The 19,181-nt window shown below is 75.3% G+C and carries 20 protein-coding genes; 12 read left to right on the top strand and 8 right to left on the bottom strand.

Translation table 11 applies throughout. The features are described from left to right. Positions 1-76: 76 nt before the first annotated feature. Complete coding sequence (locus OG618_RS05565) at positions 77-724, bottom strand: response regulator transcription factor (protein ID WP_329486062.1); 648 nt, start codon at positions 722-724, stop codon at positions 77-79. Continuing rightward, positions 721-1,767 (bottom strand): sensor histidine kinase, encoded by a 1,047-nt coding sequence (locus OG618_RS05560; protein ID WP_329486061.1) that lies wholly within the window; start codon positions 1,765-1,767, stop codon positions 721-723. The genes OG618_RS05565 and OG618_RS05560 overlap by 4 nt, the downstream gene beginning before the upstream one ends. 153 nt (positions 1,768-1,920) lie before the next feature. Here OG618_RS05560 and OG618_RS05555 point away from each other — a divergent pair, with 153 nt between their 5' ends. The 6 genes from OG618_RS05555 to OG618_RS05530 all read left to right on the top strand — a co-directional run bounded on the left by OG618_RS05555 (position 1,921) and on the right by OG618_RS05530 (position 6,468). Beyond that, a complete protein-coding gene (locus OG618_RS05555) occupies positions 1,921-2,493 on the top strand; it encodes a hypothetical protein (protein ID WP_329486060.1) in 573 nt (190 codons plus the stop codon). 253 nt (positions 2,494-2,746) lie between these two features. Continuing rightward, positions 2,747-3,052 (top strand): hypothetical protein, encoded by a 306-nt coding sequence (locus OG618_RS05550; RefSeq protein ID WP_329486059.1) that lies wholly within the window; start codon positions 2,747-2,749, stop codon positions 3,050-3,052. A 284-nt stretch (positions 3,053-3,336) separates the two neighbouring features. Beyond that, entirely contained in the window at positions 3,337-4,008 is a 672-nt protein-coding gene (locus OG618_RS05545; RefSeq protein WP_329486058.1) for a DedA family protein, read from the top strand. Positions 4,009-4,101: 93 nt separating this feature from the next. Further along, on the top strand, positions 4,102-4,770 hold the full coding sequence (locus OG618_RS05540; protein WP_329486057.1) for an O-methyltransferase: 669 nt from the start codon (positions 4,102-4,104) through the stop codon (positions 4,768-4,770). A gap of 49 nt (positions 4,771-4,819) precedes the next feature. After that, positions 4,820-5,719, top strand: a complete 900-nt coding sequence (locus OG618_RS05535; RefSeq protein ID WP_329486056.1) for a Gfo/Idh/MocA family protein — start codon at positions 4,820-4,822, stop codon at positions 5,717-5,719. Between the two features lie 188 nt (positions 5,720-5,907). Continuing rightward, entirely contained in the window at positions 5,908-6,468 is a 561-nt protein-coding gene (locus OG618_RS05530; RefSeq protein WP_329486054.1) for a GNAT family N-acetyltransferase, read from the top strand. Between the two features lie 23 nt (positions 6,469-6,491). Here OG618_RS05530 and OG618_RS05525 read toward each other — a convergent pair whose 3' ends face one another. Further along, positions 6,492-7,592 (bottom strand): hypothetical protein, encoded by a 1,101-nt coding sequence (locus tag OG618_RS05525; RefSeq protein ID WP_329486053.1) that lies wholly within the window; start codon positions 7,590-7,592, stop codon positions 6,492-6,494. 99 nt (positions 7,593-7,691) lie between these two features. On the opposite strand from OG618_RS05525, the gene OG618_RS05520 reads away from it, so the two are divergent. The 3 genes from OG618_RS05520 (at position 7,692) to OG618_RS05510 (ending at position 11,587) form a co-directional block, all read left to right on the top strand. Next, positions 7,692-8,720, top strand: a complete 1,029-nt coding sequence (locus OG618_RS05520) for a phosphotransferase family protein (RefSeq protein WP_329486052.1) — start codon at positions 7,692-7,694, stop codon at positions 8,718-8,720. 12 nt (positions 8,721-8,732) lie between these two features. Beyond that, complete coding sequence (locus OG618_RS05515; RefSeq protein WP_329486051.1) at positions 8,733-10,028, top strand: acyl-CoA dehydrogenase family protein; 1,296 nt, start codon at positions 8,733-8,735, stop codon at positions 10,026-10,028. Between the two features lie 239 nt (positions 10,029-10,267). Next, complete coding sequence (locus OG618_RS05510; protein ID WP_329486050.1) at positions 10,268-11,587, top strand: alpha/beta hydrolase family protein; 1,320 nt, start codon at positions 10,268-10,270, stop codon at positions 11,585-11,587. Positions 11,588-11,642: 55 nt separating this feature from the next. Here OG618_RS05510 and OG618_RS05505 read toward each other — a convergent pair whose 3' ends face one another. Then, positions 11,643-12,056, bottom strand: coding sequence for a winged helix-turn-helix transcriptional regulator (locus tag OG618_RS05505; protein ID WP_329486049.1), 414 nt, complete (start codon positions 12,054-12,056; stop codon positions 11,643-11,645). Between the two features lie 95 nt (positions 12,057-12,151). Between OG618_RS05505 and OG618_RS05500 the strand changes: the two genes are divergently transcribed. Beyond that, complete coding sequence (locus tag OG618_RS05500; protein ID WP_329492019.1) at positions 12,152-13,030, top strand: NAD(P)H-binding protein; 879 nt, start codon at positions 12,152-12,154, stop codon at positions 13,028-13,030. 22 nt (positions 13,031-13,052) lie between these two features. Here the strand turns inward: OG618_RS05500 and OG618_RS05495 are convergent, their stop codons facing one another. The 3 genes from OG618_RS05495 to OG618_RS05485 are packed head-to-tail and all read right to left on the bottom strand — an operon-like array spanning position 13,053 to position 15,591. Then, complete coding sequence (locus tag OG618_RS05495; RefSeq protein ID WP_329486048.1) at positions 13,053-14,024, bottom strand: NADPH:quinone oxidoreductase family protein; 972 nt, start codon at positions 14,022-14,024, stop codon at positions 13,053-13,055. After that, positions 14,021-14,827, bottom strand: a complete 807-nt coding sequence (locus OG618_RS05490; protein ID WP_329486047.1) for an SDR family NAD(P)-dependent oxidoreductase — start codon at positions 14,825-14,827, stop codon at positions 14,021-14,023. Before OG618_RS05490 ends, OG618_RS05495 begins: the two co-directional genes overlap by 4 nt. Before the next feature lie 5 nt (positions 14,828-14,832). Further along, positions 14,833-15,591: an SDR family oxidoreductase gene (locus OG618_RS05485; RefSeq protein ID WP_329486046.1), complete on the bottom strand. Its 759-nt coding sequence runs from the start codon at positions 15,589-15,591 to the stop codon at positions 14,833-14,835. A gap of 222 nt (positions 15,592-15,813) precedes the next feature. Between OG618_RS05485 and OG618_RS05480 the strand changes: the two genes are divergently transcribed. Beyond that, complete coding sequence (locus OG618_RS05480; RefSeq protein ID WP_329486045.1) at positions 15,814-16,446, top strand: TetR/AcrR family transcriptional regulator; 633 nt, start codon at positions 15,814-15,816, stop codon at positions 16,444-16,446. A 40-nt stretch (positions 16,447-16,486) separates the two neighbouring features. Here OG618_RS05480 and OG618_RS05475 read toward each other — a convergent pair whose 3' ends face one another. Then, entirely contained in the window at positions 16,487-17,398 is a 912-nt protein-coding gene (locus OG618_RS05475) for a class I SAM-dependent methyltransferase (protein ID WP_329486044.1), read from the bottom strand. A gap of 218 nt (positions 17,399-17,616) precedes the next feature. Between OG618_RS05475 and OG618_RS05470 the strand changes: the two genes are divergently transcribed. Continuing rightward, positions 17,617-18,999, top strand: coding sequence for a hypothetical protein (locus OG618_RS05470; RefSeq protein WP_329486043.1), 1,383 nt, complete (start codon positions 17,617-17,619; stop codon positions 18,997-18,999). Positions 19,000-19,181: the final 182 nt, after the last annotated feature.

Below are 19,181 nucleotides of genomic sequence, written 5' to 3'. Positions count from 1 at the left end.
CCCGCTATCACCGGCCGTCCCGCTATCACCGGCCGTCCCGCTATCACCGGCCGTCCCGCTATCGACGGCCCTCCCGCTATCGGCGGTCGCCCCAGACCGAGGCGGCGATGCCGACCCGGTTCCGCACGCCGAGCTTGCGCTGGATGTTCGCCAGGTGGTTCTTGACCGTGCCGGCCGAGATGAACAACTGCTCGGCGATCTCCGCGTTGGTCGCCCCGCCCGAGACCAGCCCGGCGATCTCGGTCTCCCGCGGGGTCAGCGGCTCGACGGGCTCCGCCTGCGGCGACGCCGGGGCGGGGGCGGCCAGTTGACGCAGCAGCCGGACGGTGACCTGCGGGCTGATCAGGGTGTCACCGGCCACCGCCGCCCGGACCGCCTCGACCAGCAGGGCGGGGCTGGACCGCTTGAGCAGGAAGCCGGCCGCGCCGTGCCGGAGCGCGGCGTGCACGTACTCGTCCAGGTCGAAGGTGGTCACCACGACCACCCGCAGCGGGTCGGCTACCTCGGGCCCGGCCAGCCGCCGGGTCAGTTCCAGGCCGTCCAGCTTCGGCATCCGGATGTCCGCCAGCACCACGTCGGGGCGGAGCAGGCGGGCCTGTTCGAACGCGGCGAGGCCGTCGGCGGCCTCCGCCACCACGGTGAGGTCGGGCTGGGCGTCCAGGATCATCCGGTAGGCCGCGCGGACGTCGTCGTGGTCGTCGGCCAGGAGGACGCGGATGCTCATGAGGCCCCTTCGGCCGGCAGCGGAAACGTGGCGGTGACCAGCCAGCCCTGCCCGGCGCGCCCGGCGTCGAGCGTACCGCCGAGCGCCTCGACCCGGGCGGCCAGGGCGCTCAGGCCGTGCCCGCCCCGGTGCCGGGGCGGGCTCTCCACCGCTCCGCCGTCGTCGGCGACGGTCAACTCCAGCCGCTGCCCGTCGAGTCGGCGGACGGACACGGTGACCGATCGGGCGGCGGGGGCGTGCCGCCGGACATTGGTCAGCGCCTCGACCACGATCCGGTGGACGGTGGCCCCGGCCTCCCGGCCGACCGGCCGCTCCGGCAGGTCGAGCCGGACCTCGGCGGCCCCGGAGGCGGTGAACCGTTCGGCCAGCGCGGGGAGTTCGGCCAGGCCGGGCTGCGGGGCCCGGCGGCCGGCGGCGTCCTCGTCCGGGGTGCGCAGCAGGGCGACCGTCCGGTCCAGCGAGGAGAGCGCCTGCTGGCCGGACTGCTCGATCCGCCGGAACACCCCGGCCAGTTCGGGGTGCGGCTCCGCCAGGAAGCCGCCGGCCTGGGCCAGCGCGACCATCCCGCTGACGTCGTGGGCCACGAAGTCGTGCAGGTCGTGGGCGAGTTCCAGCTGTTCGGCCCGGCGTGCGGCCGCCACCTCGCGGCGCCGGAGGCCGTCCAGCGACCAGAGGTAGAAGCCGACCAGCGCCGCCCCCAGGGCCCCGACCGCGCCGAAGCCGAGGAGTCCGACCTGCTGCCAGCCCTCGACCGGCGCGGCATAGCGCAGCGGCCAGCAGAGCAGCGCCGCCGCCAGGACCCCGACGGCCACCCGGCCCCGGCCGGTGCGCACCGTCACCGTCACCAGGACCAGCAGCCCGATCAGTTCGGCCACCCCGACCGGCCCCGCCGGGCCGTCCTCGCCGAAGCCGCCCAGCGCCGCCCCGACGGCGGTCAGCGCGAGCGAGACCACCCCCGCCGCCGCCGTCGGCCGTGGCCGTCCGATCCGCACTGCGGCCGCCACCGCGAGCACCGGCACGATGCTCCCCCATTCCCCGATCATGCGCCCAGCCTATGCACCGGGCGGCGCCGCCACCCGTGCCGAACGGCACATGCCGGGGCGGCGGGGCGCCCGCGGACCTCCCGATCGGCATCTGCCGCCGGTACCGGCCCCGCCGCCAGGCTGGAGGCACACCGAACGACGAGAGGAACTCCGATGCTGGACACCGCGGTCACCCCCACCACCAGTGCCGTCGCCACCCCGCTCCCGTACCGGCCCGCCGCACCGTGGGCGGTCCGGGTGGCCAAGGTCGCGGCGCTGACCGCCGTCCCGTCCGGGCTCTGGCGGGTCGCCCTGGGCGTCGGCATCCCGGTCGGATTCTCCGGGGCGATGGAACGGCAGATGACGGCCCACATGCCGGGCTGGGCCACCCTCTACGTGCTCGCCCTGAGCGCGCTCGCCGAGACGCTGGCCTTCCTCTCCCTGGGCCTGGTCCGCCCCTGGGGCCGGGTCACCCCCAGCTGGCTGCCGCTGATCGGCGGCCGCCGGGTGCGTCCATGGGCCGCCGTGGTCCCCGCCGGACTGGGGGCGGTGGCGGTCACCGCGCTCACCTTCGCCGCCGGCTTCGGCGGGTGGTACGGCCCGAACGCCATGGGCAACCCGGAGGCCCCGCACGGCCTGGCGGGTCTGGCCATGACCCTCTGCTACGCCCCGCTGCTGCTCTGGGGCCCGTTGCTCGCGATCGTCACCGTGGACTACCACCGCCGTTCCAGGGCCGGCGCGCGCTGATCCGTCGCCGGCGGGGGCCGGCCCGGCGCCACCGGGCGGTCGCCGGATGGGTGCCGCTGGGTGGCATGCGAACGATGCCTCGCCGAGGCTGGGCGGGAGTCCCGCGGCGGAGAGGTGCGGTGTCGATGTTCGATACGAGCTTTGCGTTCCCGCGTTCCCTCCCGCACCCGGTGCCCGGAGCGCGGGGCCGGGTCGCCGTTCCCTGTGGACCGGTCTGACGTAGCACCCCGAATCCTGAGCCGCAGTCTGGGAGTTGCTCGGGCACTACACCCCGCAGGACCATCACGCCGCACTCGCCGCGCTCCCCGCCCTGGGCCTGTCCGCCAAGCTCGGTGGCGACCCCGTCCGACCCCTCGCCGCCGAACTCCTCCGCCTCGCCCGGGCCGGCCTGTCCGCCCGTGTCGCCGCCGGCGTCGAGCCTCCGCACGTCCCCGCCTGCCTCGACCCGCTGGACGACCTCGTCGAGACCGGCAGCACGTTCGCCGACCGTTGCCTGCGACGCTGGCGCGGCGACCTCCACCGGGACCCCGCCCGCTACGTCGCCGCGTACCGCGTCTGACCCCGGACGCCGCCCGCGCTCCGACACCGACCACCGGGCCACCGTCCGCCGGGGCGTGCGGGCCCGGCCCCGCTTCCCGACGCCGGGTGCCGCCATCCGGAACCACGGAGGTGTGTCGTACGTCGTAATCGGGGGTGATCGGCCGGGGGGACAGGCCGCCCGGCACGTTAGGCTGCATCTTTCGGGGAGCGGCCTGGTGCCGCCATCGGATCGTCGTCGAGACCCGCCGGACCGGGCACGGCCCGTCCCACGAACGGATCTCGTCCTGCCACGGAGGTACGGCCTTGCACATCGACGCCTGGATCGAGAGCGTCCCACCGGGTGCGGTGTACGCCCTGGTCGCGCTGATCATCGGGCTGGAGTCCCTGGGCATCCCGCTGCCCGGCGAGATCGCCCTGGTGTCGGCGGCCCTGCTGTCCGCCCGCGGTGTGGTCAGCCCGGTCTGGGTCGCGGTCTGCGCGATCCTCGGGGCGATCATCGGCGACTCGATCGGCTACTCGATCGGGCGCAAGGGCGGCAAGCCGCTGTTCGAGAAGCTCGGACGGAAGTTCCCCAAGCACTTCGGGCCGGACCACCTGGCCAGTGCCGAGCGCTCGTTCCAGAAGTGGGGCATGTGGGCGGTCTTCTTCGGCCGCTTCATCGCGCTGCTGCGGATCTTCGCCGGCCCGCTCGCGGGCGCGCTGAAGATGCCGTACTGGAAGTTCCTGATCGCCAACGTGCTGGGCGGCGTGGTCTGGGCCGGCGGCACCACCCTGCTGGTGTACCAGGTCGGCAAGGTCGCCGAGCAGTGGCTGTCGCGCTTCTCCTGGGTGGGTCTGCTGCTGGCCGCGGCCGGCGGCGCCCTCTCGGCCTGGCTGATGAAGCGCCGGGCCGGCAAGGCCGCCCGGGCCCGGGAGGCCGAGGAGGCGGCGGCCGCCGCCGCCGAGCCCGCGGTGGGCGCTCCCGCGGTGGACTGATCGTCACGGAGCGTTCCAGCAGAGCTGTCCTCCCGCCGGGGTAGCATCGGGCTACCCCGGCGGTGGCATGTAAAGCAGCAGGTGGAGGGCGTTGTGGCGGAGCAGACGTGGGACGCGGTGGATGCCTACTTCTCCGAGCGGCTGGTCGGGCACGACCCGGTGCTGGAGGCCGCGACGGCCGCCGCCGAAGCCGCGGGGCTGCCGCCCATCGCGGTGGCGCCCAACCAGGGCAAGCTGCTGCACCTGCTGGCCCTCACCCAGGGCGCGCGGCGCATCCTGGAGGTCGGCACGCTCGGCGGCTACAGCGCGATCTGGCTGGCCCGGGCACTGCCCGCCGACGGCACCCTGATCACCCTGGAGATCGACCCGGCGCACGCCGAGGTCGCCCGGGCGAACCTCGCGCGGGCGGGCCTGGAGAAGGTCGCCGAGGTCCGGCTCGGCCGCGCCGCCGACTCGCTGGCCGCGCTGGTGGCGGACGGCGCCGAGCCGTTCGACCTGGTGTTCATCGACGCGGACAAGCAGAGCAACCCCGAGTACTTCGCCCGGGCGCTGGAGCTCACCGCCCCGGGCTCGCTGATCGTGGTCGACAACGTGGTGCGCCGCGGCGCCGTCGCCGACCCGGACAGCGACGACCCGGCGGTGGTCGCGATCCGCCGGCTGCACGACCTGATCGCCGCCGAGCCGCGGGTGTCCGCGACCTCCGTACAGACGGTCGGCAGCAAGGGCTACGACGGGTTCACCCTGGCCCGCGTCCAGCGCTGAGCAGCGCGCGACGGCGCCGGGCAGGGACGAGCGAGGGAGAAGAGAGAGCATGCGGATCGGACTGCTGGGCACCGGCCCCTGGGCGGAGCGGGTGCACGCGCCCGTACTGGCGGAGCACCCCGACTTCGAGCTCGCGGGCGTCTGGGGCCGCCGGCCCGAGGCGGCCGCCGCGCTCGGCGAGGCGCACGGCGTGCCCGGCCACCAGGACCTCGACCGGCTGCTCGCCGAGGTGGACGCCGTCTCCATCGCGCTGCCGCCGACCGTCCAGGCGGACCTCGCGGTGCGCGCCGCCGAGGCCGGCTGCCACCTGCTGCTGGACAAGCCGGTCGCGCTGACCGTCCCGGACGCCCGGCGTGTCGTCCAGGCCACCGAGGCGCACGGCGTCGCCACGGTGGTCTTCTTCACCGTCCGCTTCGGCGGCGAGCAGCTGCCGTGGATCGAGAAGCAGGCCGCCACCGGCGGCTGGTTCACCGGCCGCTCCGACTGGCTCGGCTCGGTCTTCGCACCCGACAGCACCAGCCCGTACGCGGCCTCGCCCTGGCGGCAGGAGAAGGGCGCGCTCTGGGACGTCGGCCCCCACGCGCTCTCGGTGCTGCTCCCGGTGCTGGGCGACGCGGTCCGGGTGACCGCGGTCGCCGGCCCCCGGGACACCGTCCACCTCGTGCTGCTGCACGCCGGTGGCGCGTCCAGCACCCTCGCGCTCAGCCTGACCGCCCCGCTCGCGGCCGGCGGCACGGGCATGGAGCTGCGCGGCGAGTCGGGCGTCGTCCACCTCCCCGAGCGCGGCGAGGGCCCGCTGGCCGCGCTCCACCGCGCCCTGGACGCCCTGCGCGACTCCGCCCGCACCGGCGAGCCACACCCCTGCGGCGCGGCCTTCGGCCTGCGGGTGGTCGAGATCCTCTCCGCCGCCGAGCGCTCGCTGGCCACCGCCGCCCCGGTCGACGTCTGACGCGCCGCGCCCGTGCGGCGGCCGGCCGACGCGACCGCCGCCCCACGGCCGGGGCCGCGATACCCGGTCCCGGAGCGCGGCCGACGTGCTCGGCCGGTTCGGCGGCGTGCCGAACCCCCTCTGGCGGCGGGCGGTGTTCGTGCGGAACCGTGGGAGCAGGACGTTCGCGAGCCGGAGAGGGCTGCCCCATGACGGAGACGGTGCTGCGCCACCACCGGGAACTGACGGCGGCCCTGCGCCGGGCGCTGGTCGCGCTGTACGCGGAGGTGCGGGCGCCGTTGCTGCACCTGCCGAACTACGCCGTCGCGGCCTTCGTCGAGCGCCTGGAGCTGCACAGCGGGCAGCCGGGGTTCGAGGCCGTCCTCGGGTACGACGGCACCGAGCCGGTCGGGTACGCGTACGGCAACACCGTGGAGTCCGGCGACCGCTGGTGGGCCCGGCTGGCCAGGGCGACACCTCCGGAGCTGACGGCCGCGCCGACCTTCGCGCTCAGGGAGCTGGGGGTGCGCGCACGCTGGCGCGGCACCGGTGCCGCGCGCCGGATCCACGAGGGGCTCACGGGCGGCCGTGGCGAGGGGCGCGTCATGCTGATGGTCAACCCGGCGGCCGGGGGCGGCAAGGTGCTCGCCCTGTACGAGGCGTGGGGCTACCAGGTCGTGAACGAGGTCCCGCCCACCGCCGAGGCGCCGCCGTTGGTGGCGATGGCCCGGGCGTGCCGGTGGCCCGACGGCGGCGCACCCGGGTACTGACGTCCGGCCGGGTGGCCGCCGGCCTACCAGCCCTGGGGCGGTGCCTCCGGTCGGCGGTCGGCGGGGCGGGCCGGGGGGATGGGCGGGGCGGTGAAGTCGCGCGGGCCGGTCCACAGGGCGGGCACGGCGTCGCTGCGGCGGGCCAGTTCGTAGGCCAGGGCCTCGTAGTTGACGCGCCAGCCGTGGAAGTGCGGCCAGGCGTCGGAGGCGGAGCGTTCGCGGGGGAACCCGGCGGCGGTGATCATCGCCACCGCCGCGTCGAACTCGGTGAAGCTGAGGCGGATCGGGCTGTCCGGCGCCGGGTCCGGGTCGAAGGCGACGCGCAGCGAGCTGCCGACGTCGCGCAGCGCGGTGAAGCCGGCCCGCAGGACGAGGCGGGCCTCGGGCGGCGCCGAGCGCGGGTTGATCGCCAGGTGGATCGCGGCGGCGTCCATGACGGCGATCAGGCCCACCACCCAGCTGCGGTTCGGCTGCGGGGAGCGGAACGACAGCAGTACGGGGTAGTTGGAGTGGCTCTCGCCGATGTCGGCGGCGAGCCGCTCCCAGTCGCGGTAGAGCTGGGGGAGCGCGGTCTCGGTGTCCACGAGGGACTGCCGGGCCAGCAGCTCCGGGCCCCAGGCGGGTTCGCCGGCCCGGGACTTGAGGAGCGTCACCTCCACCTCGCGGCGGTTGTAGGCGCCGTACAGGGTCGGCAGGTAGGCGATCTGCAGGGCGATCACCAGCGGGCCGCTGGCGGCGGCCATGAAGTCGATGACCGAGAGGTGGAGCCGGTCCCCGCTGGCGAAGCCGAGGGTGAAGAGGCTGGAGCCGGCCTCCCGGAAGGAGACCGCCCAGTTCAGCCGCGAGGTGCCGTGCAGCAGCAGGGTGTACGCGAGCAGCATGCTGCCGAGCCACACCCCGAGCATGCCCAGCAGGATCAGCGGCGCCAGCCAGGTCTGCGCCCGGTCCTGGGCGCGGTAGCCGCCGAAGGGCGTGGCGGACAGCCGCAGCAGCGCCCGCAGGCCCCGCCAGAGCCGGTGCACCAGGGAGGAGTACAGGCCGCGCGGCACGACCAGGGTGCGCAGGATGCTCGCGACGGTGAGCACCAGGATCAGCGCGCCGGCCAGGGTGTGGATCAACCTCATGGCGACATTGTGGCGGTACGGCGGCATTGACAGCGCACAGCCCTCCGCTGAATGCTAAGCAAGCGCTTAGTCAGAAACGCTGACCAGGAGAGTGAGCCCATGCCCGACACCCCCGCCGACCCGCCCGGGCTGGACCTCGACCGGCTCCGCGGCCATCTGGACCGCGAACTGCCCGGCACCGTCCGGGGCGCGCTGCGGGCCGAGCTGATCGAGGGCGGCCGCTCCAACCTCACCTACCTGCTGACCGACGGCACCTCCCGCTGGGTGCTGCGCCGCCCGCCGCTCGGGCACGTGCTGGCCACCGCCCACGACATGGGCCGCGAGCACCGGGTGATGACCGCCCTGCGCGGCACCGGCGTCCCCGTCCCCGCCACCCTGCTGCTGGACACCGGTGCGGACGTCCTCGGCGCGCCCTGGTACCTGATGGAGTACGTCCCCGGCACCGCGCACCGCGACGCCGGCCCGCTCGCCGCCCTCGGCGAGAAGCGCGTCCACGCCCTCGGCGAGCGGTTGGTCGACACCCTCGCCGCCCTGCACCGGATCGACCCGGCCGCCGTCGGCCTCGCCGACTTCGGCCGCCCCGAGGGCTTCCTGGAGCGCCAGCTGCGCCGCTGGTCCACCCAGCTCGCCGCCTCCCGCAGCCGCGACCTGCCCGGCGTCGACCGGCTGCACGAGCTGCTCGCCGCCCGGCTGCCCGACTCCCCGGCGCCCGCGCTCGTCCACGGCGACTACCGGCTGGACAACGTGCTCGTCGACGGGCACGACGCCATCACCGCCGTCCTGGACTGGGAGATGTCCACCCTCGGTGACCCGCTCACCGACGTCGGCCTGCTGGTGATGTACACCGAACTCGCCGGTGTCGGCGGCGGCATCATCCCCTCCGCCGCCACCGCCCCCGGCTTCCCCGCCGCCGCCGAACTCGTCGCCCGCTACGCCGAACTCACCGGACGCGCCGCCGCCGACCTCGACTGGTACGTGGCCTTCGCCTCCTTCAAGCTCGCCGTCGTCGCCGAGGGCATCCACTTCCGCTTCCGGCAGGGCCGCACCCTCGGCGCCGGCTTCGAGCGGGCCGCCGAGATCGCACCCGTCCTCGCCGAACACGGCCTGACCACCCTCACCGCCCGGTAGGAGCACCGACCGATGGATTTCGCCTACGACGCCCGGACCGAAGAGCTGCGCGAGCGCCTGCTGGCCTTCATGGACCGGCACGTGTACCCGGCCGAAGCCGTCCTGGAGGCCGAGCTGGCCGACCCCGCCCGGCCCGTCTGGGACGTGCCGCCGATCGTCGCCGAGCTGCAGGCCGAGGCCCGCAAGCAGGGCCTGTGGAACCTCTTCCTGCCGGACCACCCGGACCACACGGACCACCCGGACCGGCCGGACCACCCGGACCACCCGGACCACCCGGACCGGCCGGGGCAGGGCGGCGCCGGCCTGACCAACCTCCAGTACGCGCCGCTCGCCGAGATCACCGGGCGCAGCCCGCAGCTCGCGCCGCCCGCCCTCAACTGCGCCGCCCCGGACACCGGCAACATGGAGCTGCTCGCCCAGTTCGGCTCCGCCGAGCAGCGCGAGCGGTGGCTGCGGCCCCTGCTGGACGCCGAGATCCGCTCCGCCTTCGCGATGACCGAGCCCGACGTCGCCTCCTCGGACGCCACCAACATCGCCACCCGGATCGAGCGCGACGGCGACGAGTACGTCGTGACCGGGCGCAAGTGGTACATCACCGGCGCGATGAACCCGCGCTGCCGGATCTTCATCGTGATGGGCAAGACCGACCCCGGCGCCGAGCCGCACCGTCAGCAGAGCATGATCCTCGTCCCGCGCGACACCCCCGGGGTCACCGTCCGGCGGGGCATGAAGGTGTTCGGCTACGACGACGCCGACCACGGCGGCCACGCCGAGGTCCACTTCGACGGCGTCCGGGTCCCGGCCGGCCACCTGATCGGCGCCGAGGGCTCCGGCTTCGCGATCGCCCAGGCCAGGCTCGGACCCGGCCGGATCCACCACTGCATGCGGGCCATCGGCATCGCCGAACGCGCCGTCGAGCTGATGTGCCGCCGGACGCTGGACCGGGTGGCCTTCGGGCGCCCGCTCGCGGAGCAGGGCGTGGTGCAGGACTGGATCGCCGAATCCCGGGTCCGGATCGAGCAGTTGAGGCTGCTGGTGCTGAAGACCGCCTGGCTGATGGACACCGTCGGCAACCGCGGCGCGCACGCCGAGATCCAGGCCATCAAGATCGCCACCCCGCGCACCGTCGAATGGATCCTCGACAAGGCCGTCCAGGCCCACGGCGCGGCCGGCGTCAGCCAGGACACCCCGCTCGCCCAGCTCTGGGCCGGCAACCGCACACTGCGCCTGGCCGACGGACCGGACGAGGTGCACAAGCGCTCGCTGGCCCGGCGCGAGCTCAAGCGCCACCGGGCGGCCGACCGCTAAGGGGTGTCGGCAGAGTCCCGCCGGGTCCGCGACGCGACTTTGCCAACCCCCCTGGGCGCGGGCCGCCGGGCGGGTGACCGTCGGGCACCGCGCCCGGCGTGTCATACCGCGGTAGCACGGCGGCAATTGGCTCCGCGGTATGACGTTCGTGCACCACCCCGGCCCGTACGGTCACGGTACGGGCCGGGCCGGTGGGCGGCGGCCGTCGACGGTGAGGAGCTGGGGGAGCCATGCGGGGAGTGACGAGGGAAGTCGTGCGGGGTGTCACGCGCAGGCGGGGCTCGGGGCAGGGCAGGCGGACCGGGATCGCGGCGCTGCTGGCGGCCACGGCGGTGCTGGGCACGGCGGTCGCGCCGGCGGCGGCGCTGGACGCGCCGGCCGTGCCGGAGCGCCTGGCCCGCGCCTGGCTGCCGCAGCCCACCGGGCCGTACCCGGTCGGCACCACCTCGCTGCACCTCACCGACGCCGGACGGGCGGACCCGTGGCAGCCCGGGCGGGCCCGGGAACTGATGATCAGCCTCTGGTACCCGACCGCGCGCCCCGCGGTCGGCGACGAACGGGCCCGCTCCATGGAGCCGGGCGCCGCCGAGCACTTCGGCGGCGACGGCGGCGCCGCCGTCTTCAACTACCGCGCGGCGAGCGGGCGGACGGACTGGTCGGCGATCCGCACGCACGCCCGCCAGGACGCGCCCGCCCTGCCCGGCGGCGGCCGCCCGCGCCCGGTGGTGCTCTACTCGGCCGGGCTCGGCGACCCCCGCACCTGGGGCACCGGCCTGGTCGAGGACCTCGCCTCGCGCGGCTACGTGGTGGTCACCGTCGACCACACCTACGACGCCTCCGAGGTGGCCTTTCCGGACGGCGGCCTGGCCACGTCGGTCTTCCCCGGCATGCTCGGCACGCCCGACCTCGACATCGGCGCCCTGCTGCGCAAGGCGATGCGGGCCCGGGTCGACGACACCCGCTTCGTCCTGGACGAACTGGCCGCGCTGCGCACCGACCGGCGGCTCCCGGCCGGTCTCGGGAGCTCGCTGGACCTGACCCGGATCGGCATGGTGGGCCACTCGGCCGGCGGTTTCACCGCCGTCCAGACCATGCACGACGACCCGCGCGTCACCGCCGGCGTCAACATGGACGGCCAACTGCACTTCCCCGGGCCGACCGGCGAGGGCGTCTTCCTGAGCAGCGTCGCCGAGGACGGTCTGGACCGCCCGTTCCTGCTGATGGGCACCCACAGCGCGGACTCCGGCGACCACCACCACCAGCCCGGCTGGGACGCCCTCTGGCAGCACAGCCGGGGCTGGCGCGCCGACGTCACACTGGCCGGTTCGCAGCACGGCTCGTACACCGACGCGCAGTCGCTGCTGCCCCAACTCGCCCGGCAGGGCGCGGTGGACGGCGAGGCGCTGCGGGCCGACGTCGGTGACGTCCGCCCGGAGCGGGCCGTGCTCGCCACCCGGGCGTACGTGGCCTCGTTCTTCGACCGGTGGCTGCGCGGGCACGACGACCACCTGCTGGACGGGCCCTCGCCGCGCTTCCCGGAGATGGAGTTCGCCCGCTGACACGGGCCCGGGGCGGCCCGGGGGCGGGCCGGGGCGGCACCGGCCCCGGGCGCGGTCAGCGGATCTCGGAGTCCGGGTTGGCGGCGTCCCAGTCGCGCCGGGAGTCGAGGATCGCGTCGTGGTGGTCGTAGGACCAGTCCACCATGGCCCGGATCAGATGGGTCAGGCTGTGGCCGACCGCGGTCAGCTCGTAGTCCACCTGCGGCGGGACGGTCGGGTGGACGGTCCGCGACACCAGCCCGTCCCGCTCCAGCCGGCGTACCGTCAGGGTCAGCATCCGCTGCGAGATGCCCGGCACGGCGCGCTGGAGTTCGCGGAACCGCCGGACGCCCTGGGCGAGTTCGACCACCACCAGGACGGACCACTTGTCGCCGAGCCGGTCCAGCAGCCCGCGGATCCCGCAGTCCACGCCGTCCTCGCACCAGACCACCGGCCGGGGGGTGGTTACCGCGGTGTGCCCCACTGACATCGAAGTGCCTCCTTACGCCGAACGGTCAGGGTACCGAGGATGGTCACCGGGCGGCGCGGAGAGCCGCGGGCCCGGAACCGATCTTGGAGGTCGTGGTGCTTCTCGTCACCGGTGTCAACGGAGGACTCGGCGCTCTGGTGCTGGAGCGGCTGGCCGCGCGGCCGGGCGGGCTCGACGGGGTGCTGGCCGGCAGCCGCACCCCGGAGCGGACCCCGGCGGCCGGCGTACCCGTCCGGACGGTGGACTTCGACCGGCCGCGGACCCTGGCGGCCGCCTTCGCCGGGGTGCGGACGCTGCTGCTGATCTCGGCCGGCTACGGCGAGGACGACGTGGTGACCGCCCGTCACCGGGCCGCGATCGAGGCCGCCGAGCGGGCGGGCGTCGAGCACGTGGTCTACACCAGCCTCTCCGGCGACGGCGACCACCTGGCCTACGCGCTGGCGCACCGCTGGACCGAGCGGCGACTGCGCGAGTCCGCCTCGCTGCGCTGGACGATCCTGCGCAACGGGCTCTACGCCGAACTGCTGGGCTCGCTGGCCACGCCGGACCGGGACGGTGTGATCACCGCGCCGCTCGGCGACGGCCGGCTGGCGGCGGTCGCCCGCGCGGACCTGGCCGAGGTCGCGGCCACCGTGGCGCTGGCCCCGGCCGGGCACGCCGGGCGGGTCTACGAGCTGGTCGGCGAGGAGGCGGTGGGCGGCGCGGACGTCGCGGCGGCGCTGTCCCGGGCCGGCGGACGGACGGTCGAGTACCGGCCCGGCACGCTGGCCGGGGCGCGGGCGGCCGTGGCGGCCTCGGGCGCCGCGGACTTCCAGGTGCCGATGGTGGCCGGGACGTACTCGGCGATCGCCCACGGCTTCCTGGCCGGGCCGGGCAAGCCGGGGGACCTCGCCACCCTGCTCGGCCGCCCGCCGCGCCCGGCCCTGGACGTGATCGCGCAGGGCGCGGGAGCGGCCGCGGACTCGGCCGGGTGACCGGGGTGCGGCCCCGCCGGTGCTACTCCCCGAGCACCACCAGCCGGCCGGTGCTGCGGCCGTCGGCGACCCGTTGGACGGCCTCGGCCGCCCCGGAGAGCGGGAGGCGCCCGCTCACCAGCGGTCGCACCACACCGGCCCGGGCCAGCCGGGTCAGCTCCTCGTGGGCGGCCAGCACGGCCTGCGGGTCACGGGTGTTGTAGAGGCCCCAGTGCAGGCCGAGGATGCTGTAGTTCTTCACCAGCGCGTGGTTCAGCGCGGGCGCCGGGATCTCGCCGGCGGCGAAGCCGACCACCACGATCCGGCCCTCGAAGGCGACGCACCGGGTGGAGCCGGTGTAGGCCGCGCCGCCGACCGGGTCGAAGACCACGTCCGCGCCGCGTCCGCCGGTGGCCTCCCTGACCGCCGCGGTGAAGTCCTCGGCGGTCCGGTCCACCACCAGGTCGGCGCCGAGCTCGCGGGCGACGGCCGCCTTCGCGGGGCCGCCGACCACGGCGATCACCCGCGCGCCGGCCGCCCGGCCGAGCTGGACGGCGGCGCTGCCGACCCCGCCCGCCGCCGCGTGCACCAGCAGCGTCTCGCCGGCCCGCAGGGCGGCCCGCCGGTGCAGCGCGAACCAGGCGGTCTGGTAGCCGATGTGCAGGGCGGCGGCCTCCGCGTCGTCCAGCGCCGCCGGGGCCGGGAAGGCCGCCGCGGCGTCCAGCAGGGCGTACTCGGCGAAGGCGCCGGCGGGTAGCAGCGGGGTGCCGATCAGCCGCTCCCCGGCGCGCTCGCCCGCGACCACCTCGCCGCAGAGCTCGACGCCGGGGGTGAACGGCAGCGGCGGGCGGACCTGGTACTGGCCGCGCACCATCAGCGCGTCCGGGAAGTTGACCGCGGCGGCCTTCACCCGGACCAGCAGCTGCCCGGGCCCGGGAGCCGGGCGCGGTACGTCCTCGGCCAGCCGCAGCACCTCGCGCGGCTCGCCCAGCTCGGTGACCTGCCAGGCCCTCACAGCGCCTCGTTCCTTTCGAGCTCCCGCTGGAGCCGGTTCATGCCGCCGAGCCAGCGGTCCGGCTCGGTGGCGCGGGCTGCGTAGTACTCGGCGACCTCGGGGTGCGGCAGGACGAGGAAGCGGTCCTCGCGCAGCGCGGTCAGCAGGGCCCCGGCGACGTCCTCCGGGTCCAGCGCGGTCGGTGCCAGCAGGGCCTCGCCGACCGCGCCGGTCGAGGCCAGCATGTCGGTGCGCACCCCTTGCGGGCAGAGGGCGTGCACCCGCACGCCCCGGTGGCGGTAGGTGGCGGCGAGCCACTCGGCGAACGCGAGCGCGCCGTGCTTGGTGACGGCGTACGGGGCCGAGCCGAGCATGGTGAGCAGCCCGGCGGCCGAGACGGTGGCCACGAACCGTCCGCTGCCGCGCTCCAGCCAGCGGGGGAGCAGCAGGTCGGCGGCGCGTACGTGGGCGAGCACGTTGACCTCCCAGGCGCTCGCCCAGGCGGCGGCCGGCGCGCCGGCCCCGCCCACCGGGGCGACGCCGGCGTTGGCGCACCAGACGTCGATGTCGCCGAGCGCCGCCCGGGCGGCGCTGACCAGCGCGGCGACACCCTCGGCGGAGGCCGCGTCGCCGGGCACCGCGGCGGCGCCGCAGTCCGCGGCCACCTTCCGGGCGGCCGCGGCGTCGAGGTCGTTGACGACCACCCGGGCACCGGCCGCGGCGAAGGCGCGGGCCAGCGCGGCCCCGATCCCCCGCCCGGCGCCGGTGACCACCACGCCCTGGCCCGCGTACTCGGCGGCCGGGCTCCCGTGTTCGTCCGTCACGGCGGTCACATCCCGCCGCCGAGGGTGACGCCGCCGTCGACGACCAGGGTCTGGCCGGTGATCCAGGCGGCGTCGGAGGAGAGCAGGAAGGCGACCGCGCCCGCCACGTCCTCCGGGACGCCGAGGCGGCCCAGCGGGTACGCGGCGGCGACCTGCTCCTCGCGGCCCTCGTAGAGCGCCGCGGCGAACTTCGTCTTGACCACGGCCGGCGCCACGGCGTTCACCCGGATGCCCCGGGGACCGAGTTCGGCGGCCAGCTCGGTGGTCAGCCGCATCAGGGCGGCCTTGGAGACGCCGTACATGCCGATGCCCAGGGAGGCGCGGATACCGGTGATCGAGGCGACGTTGACCACCGAGCCGCCGTGCTCGCCCATCCAGGCGGCGTGCGCGCGGCGGGTCCAGCCGAGCGGGGCGAGCACGTTGACGGCCAGGATCTTGGCGGCGGCCGCCTCGTCGGTGTCCAGGACCGGGCCGAAGACCGGGTTGATGCCGGTGTTGTTGACCAGGTGGTCCAGCCGGCCGAAGGCCTCCATCGTGCGGGCCACCGCTTCGTCCTGGTGGGCCGGGTCGTCCGCCTTCCCCGCGACGCCGATGGCGACCTCGGGGCCGCCCAGGTCGCGGACGGCCTCGGCGAGCGGCTCGGCGGTGCGGGCGGTCAGGCAGACCCGGGCCCCGCGGGCGACCAGCTCGCGCGCGATCCCGAGGCCGATGCCCCGGCTGGATCCGGTGACGACGGCCACCTGGCCCTTGAAGGAGTGCACCACGGAGGGTCCTTTCGCACGGTTCTGCGGAGTTGTCGGGTCCCGCGCCGTCCGGCCGGCCCGGCCGCCAAGGGTTGCCGGGCCGGCCGGACGGACCACCCGACCGGGCTCGTGACTAAGCGCTTGCTTAGCATGCTGTCGGTGGGGGACCCTGTCAACAGTCGGCCGGGCCTCCCGGCCGGCGCAGCCGGAATTCCGGTACGACTCATCTGCGAGGATGGCGCCATGACCAGCACGCCCATCGCCGAGCTCTGGCCGGCCCTGCCCGGCGCCGCCGACGCCCGCCCCGAGGCGGCGTTCCGGCTGCTCCAGGCCGCCGTCGAGTCCTTCGCGGAGCGCGGCTTCCACGCCACCACCACCCGGGACATCGCCACCGCCGCCGGGATGAGCCCGGCCGCGCTCTACATCCACTACCCGTCCAAGGCCGCCCTGCTGGCCGAGATCAGCCGGGCCGGCCACGCGGCCACCCTCACCCTGGTCCGCGACGCGGTGGCCGGCGAGGGCGAGCCGGTGGCCCGGATGCGGCGCCTGGTGGAGGAGTTCACGGCCTGGCACGCCCGGGCGCGGACGGTCGGCCGGGTGGTCAACTACGAGCTGCACGCACTGCCGGAGGACGCCTACACGGTGGTCGCCGCGCTGCGGCTGGACATCGAGCGCGAGGTCAGCTCCCTCATCGCGGCGGGCGTCGCGGCCGGCGCCTTCGAGGTCGCCGAGGTCCGCACGGCGGCCCGCGCCGTCACCTCGCTGGGCATCGACGTGTCCCGCTGGTACACCGACCGCAGCAGCGAGAGCCCGGAGGAACTCGGGCGCCGCTACGGCGAGCTGGTGCTGCGGATGCTCGGCGCCCGGGTCGGCTGAGGGCGGGGCGCGGGTCGGGTGCGCGGGTCGGGGCGCGGGGCTAAGGCTTCACGGCGGTGTGCACGAACCACGAGACGTACTCCCGCACCTGGTACATCTCCACCACCGACCGCAGGTTGAGCCACTTCTCGGCCGGCCCGAACAGCCGCAGCAGGGCGTACGGCAGCCGGAAGTAGGCGTAGAGCGCGTCGGAGGTCGGCCGATAGCGGGCGGTGGCGTCCAGGGCCTCCTCGACCCGGAAGCCCGCCCGGGCGAGCAGCACGCTCAGGCTGCGGGAGTCGTACCGCTTGGCCCCGGGGAAGACCATCGCGTCCATGAACGGGTCCAGCACCGCGTGCCCCTCGGGGCTGATCTCCTCCGGCGGCGCGCCCACCGGGCCGAGCAGCACCAGGCGTCCGCCCGGCCGCAGCACCCGGTGGAACTCCGCCAGCGCCCGCTCGGGGTCGTAGGCGTGCACCAGGGTCTCCATCGAGTAGACGCCGTCGAAGGAGCCGTCCGGGAACTCCAGGTCGTGGTAGTCGCCCCAGAGGAAGCTCGTCCGCTCCTCCAGCGCCGCGCGGGCGCTGAGCCGGCGGGCCTCGCGGACGTGGAAGTCCAGCACGTCGACGCCGGTGACCCGCAGGCCGAACCGGGAGGCCATCTGCCGCGCCACCACCCCGGCGCCGCAGCCGGCGTCCAGCACCCGTGACCCGGCGGGCAGCGACAGCTTCCGGCCGAGGACGCCCTCCAGCCGGCGCTGCGCCTGCCAGCACCGCCACTTCGACTGGCCCGGTTCGGTCCACCCCCAGTGCCGGGCGTTGCGACAGACGAGCGTGTAGAAGAGCCTGCTCCCCGGGCGCCCGTAGACCCGCCGGAGCCCGGTGAGATCGAGTTCGCCACTGACCATCTGAACCTGCCCGGTCTTGCGCTGCTGCGCGGCCCAGCTGCTCCGTGCCGCGGCTGTCCCGCCCAAGCTACCGACGCGCCACCGGGCCCGCCGTCCGGTGCGCCCGCCCGGGTGGCCCGGGTCCGGGCCCCGGACGTTCAGGGCGGGCCGGGTGGGCCGGGCGGGCCGATCCGGGCGGTCCGGAGTCTTGTGCCGGGGCCGGGACATGCCAGATGATCACGGTGTTCGGTCATGATCCACTCAAGGGTCGTGGCCCCGACAGTTCTGATCGACGGGGGTTGGCGATGTCCACACATTCCACGCACGGCACGCGGTCCGGGGCCTCCGGGCCCGAGGACGAGGGCGGCCCGGGGCGCCGTCCGGGCCGGCGCGCCCTGCTCGCCGGGCTGACCGGCGCGGGCGCCGTGGCCGGGAGCCTGGCGCTCGGCGGCCAGAGCGCCCTCGCCGCGCCCGCCGCGGTGGCGGCCGGTGCGGGCGGGTACGTGGTCGACGTGGTCGCCAAGGGCGCCGACCCGACCGGGGCCACGCCCAGCGACACCGCCTTCCGGGAGGCCGTGGCCGAGGTCCTCGCCGGTGCGCCGGAGACCGGCGTCACCCCGAGGAAGGTCCTGCTGATCCCGCCGGGCACCTACCTGCTCACCCAGCCCGACAGCCTGCTGCCGGCCACCCAGAACACCGACCGCACCAAGCAGAGCGTCATCGACGGCATCTCGATCACGGGGTTCGGCAAGCGCCTCTCCCGCATCGTGTACGCGCCGACGGTCCGCGACACCGTGTTCTGGCGGAACATGGACCGCTACCGGAACATCCGGATCAGCGGTCTGACCTTCGAGAGCCAGGACGCCACCGCGACGTTCAACTACTCGTACTCCTCCAAGACCTTCGGCGTGCAGGACACCTGGTACACCGACGTCGACTGGCGCGGCACCTGGAAGGCCGGCATCGTCCTCGACGGCCCCACCGCCAACTCCAACCTCAACAGCGAGATGGGCTGGGACCACTGCCAGATCAGCGGCAGCTACGCGGACGCCTTCCTGGTGATGGGCGGGACACCGACCGAGCAGCAGCAGGACCAGTTCCTCAACTTCTCCTTCCGTGACTGCAAGGTGGAGTTCCAGTCCGGCGTCTTCGTGCGCAACGAGCGCGGCGGCTCGATGAACTTCATCGGCGGGTCGTACATCCTGGTCGACGCCAAGTCGACCGGCACCTTCTTCAAGCTGGGCGCCAACTCGCCGCGCGCCGACTCGGTGATGCGCCTGTACGCCCAGGGCATCCGCTTCGAGATCCGCGGCCCGGGCCACAAGGTGATCGACTCCTCCTGGTACAAGGGCAGCATCACCTTCGTGTCCTGCGACGACACGGCCCGCTCGTTCGAGTCCTGGGTGGACGACACCGTCGTCCCCCACGTGTACCGCTTCGACGCCGTCAACCCCTCGCGCGGGCCGGTGATCCGCTACCAGGACTGCGCCCTGCTCGGGTCGCACCAGGTGACCTCCGGCACCGCGACCACCGCCGGCAAGCTGCTGTACGACGGCAGCCGGTTCGCCAACCGGTCGGAGGGCACCGGGGCCGCCGGCTTCCTGCGCTGGACGGGCCCCGCGCCCTGGTACGAGTTCCGCGACTGCCTGGTGAAGGGCGTCCGGCTGCCCGACGCCAAGGTGCCGTAGCCGAGCCGACGGCGTGCCCCGGACCGACCGGTCCGGGGCACGCCCGGTCCGTCGGGTCGCGCCCGGTCCGTCGGGGCAAGCCTGCGGAAAAGCGGCTGACAGCCCGACGGCACCAGCGCTACGCTCCCCGCGATGACTACTCCTTCCGCATTCGGATTGGGGGCCCCGTCCGCGCAAGGTGA

The sequence above is a fragment of the Kitasatospora sp. NBC_01246 genome (assembly GCF_036226505.1).
Taxonomy (GTDB): domain Bacteria; phylum Actinomycetota; class Actinomycetes; order Streptomycetales; family Streptomycetaceae; genus Kitasatospora.
Note: the sequence above shows the minus strand (reverse complement) of the source record. Positions and strands in the feature narration are given on the sequence as shown.

What these genes read in the sequence shown, in the direction of transcription:
- OG618_RS05555 (WP_329486060.1), top strand. Translation starts at nt 1,921, where the DNA reads ATGCTGGACACCGCGGTCACCCCCACCACCAGTGCCGTCGCCACCCCG.
- OG618_RS05560 (WP_329486061.1), bottom strand. Translation starts at nt 1,767, where the DNA reads ATGATCGGGGAATGGGGGAGCATCGTGCCGGTGCTCGCGGTGGCGGCC.
- OG618_RS05470 (WP_329486043.1), top strand. Translation starts at nt 17,617, where the DNA reads ATGTCCACACATTCCACGCACGGCACGCGGTCCGGGGCCTCCGGGCCC.
- OG618_RS05515 (WP_329486051.1), top strand. Translation starts at nt 8,733, where the DNA reads ATGGATTTCGCCTACGACGCCCGGACCGAAGAGCTGCGCGAGCGCCTG.
- OG618_RS05525 (WP_329486053.1), bottom strand. Translation starts at nt 7,592, where the DNA reads ATGAGGTTGATCCACACCCTGGCCGGCGCGCTGATCCTGGTGCTCACC.
- OG618_RS05505 (WP_329486049.1), bottom strand. Translation starts at nt 12,056, where the DNA reads ATGTCAGTGGGGCACACCGCGGTAACCACCCCCCGGCCGGTGGTCTGG.
- OG618_RS05535 (WP_329486056.1), top strand. Translation starts at nt 4,820, where the DNA reads ATGCGGATCGGACTGCTGGGCACCGGCCCCTGGGCGGAGCGGGTGCAC.
- OG618_RS05480 (WP_329486045.1), top strand. Translation starts at nt 15,814, where the DNA reads ATGACCAGCACGCCCATCGCCGAGCTCTGGCCGGCCCTGCCCGGCGCC.
- OG618_RS05565 (WP_329486062.1), bottom strand. Translation starts at nt 724, where the DNA reads ATGAGCATCCGCGTCCTCCTGGCCGACGACCACGACGACGTCCGCGCG.
- OG618_RS05520 (WP_329486052.1), top strand. Translation starts at nt 7,692, where the DNA reads ATGCCCGACACCCCCGCCGACCCGCCCGGGCTGGACCTCGACCGGCTC.
- OG618_RS05530 (WP_329486054.1), top strand. Translation starts at nt 5,908, where the DNA reads ATGACGGAGACGGTGCTGCGCCACCACCGGGAACTGACGGCGGCCCTG.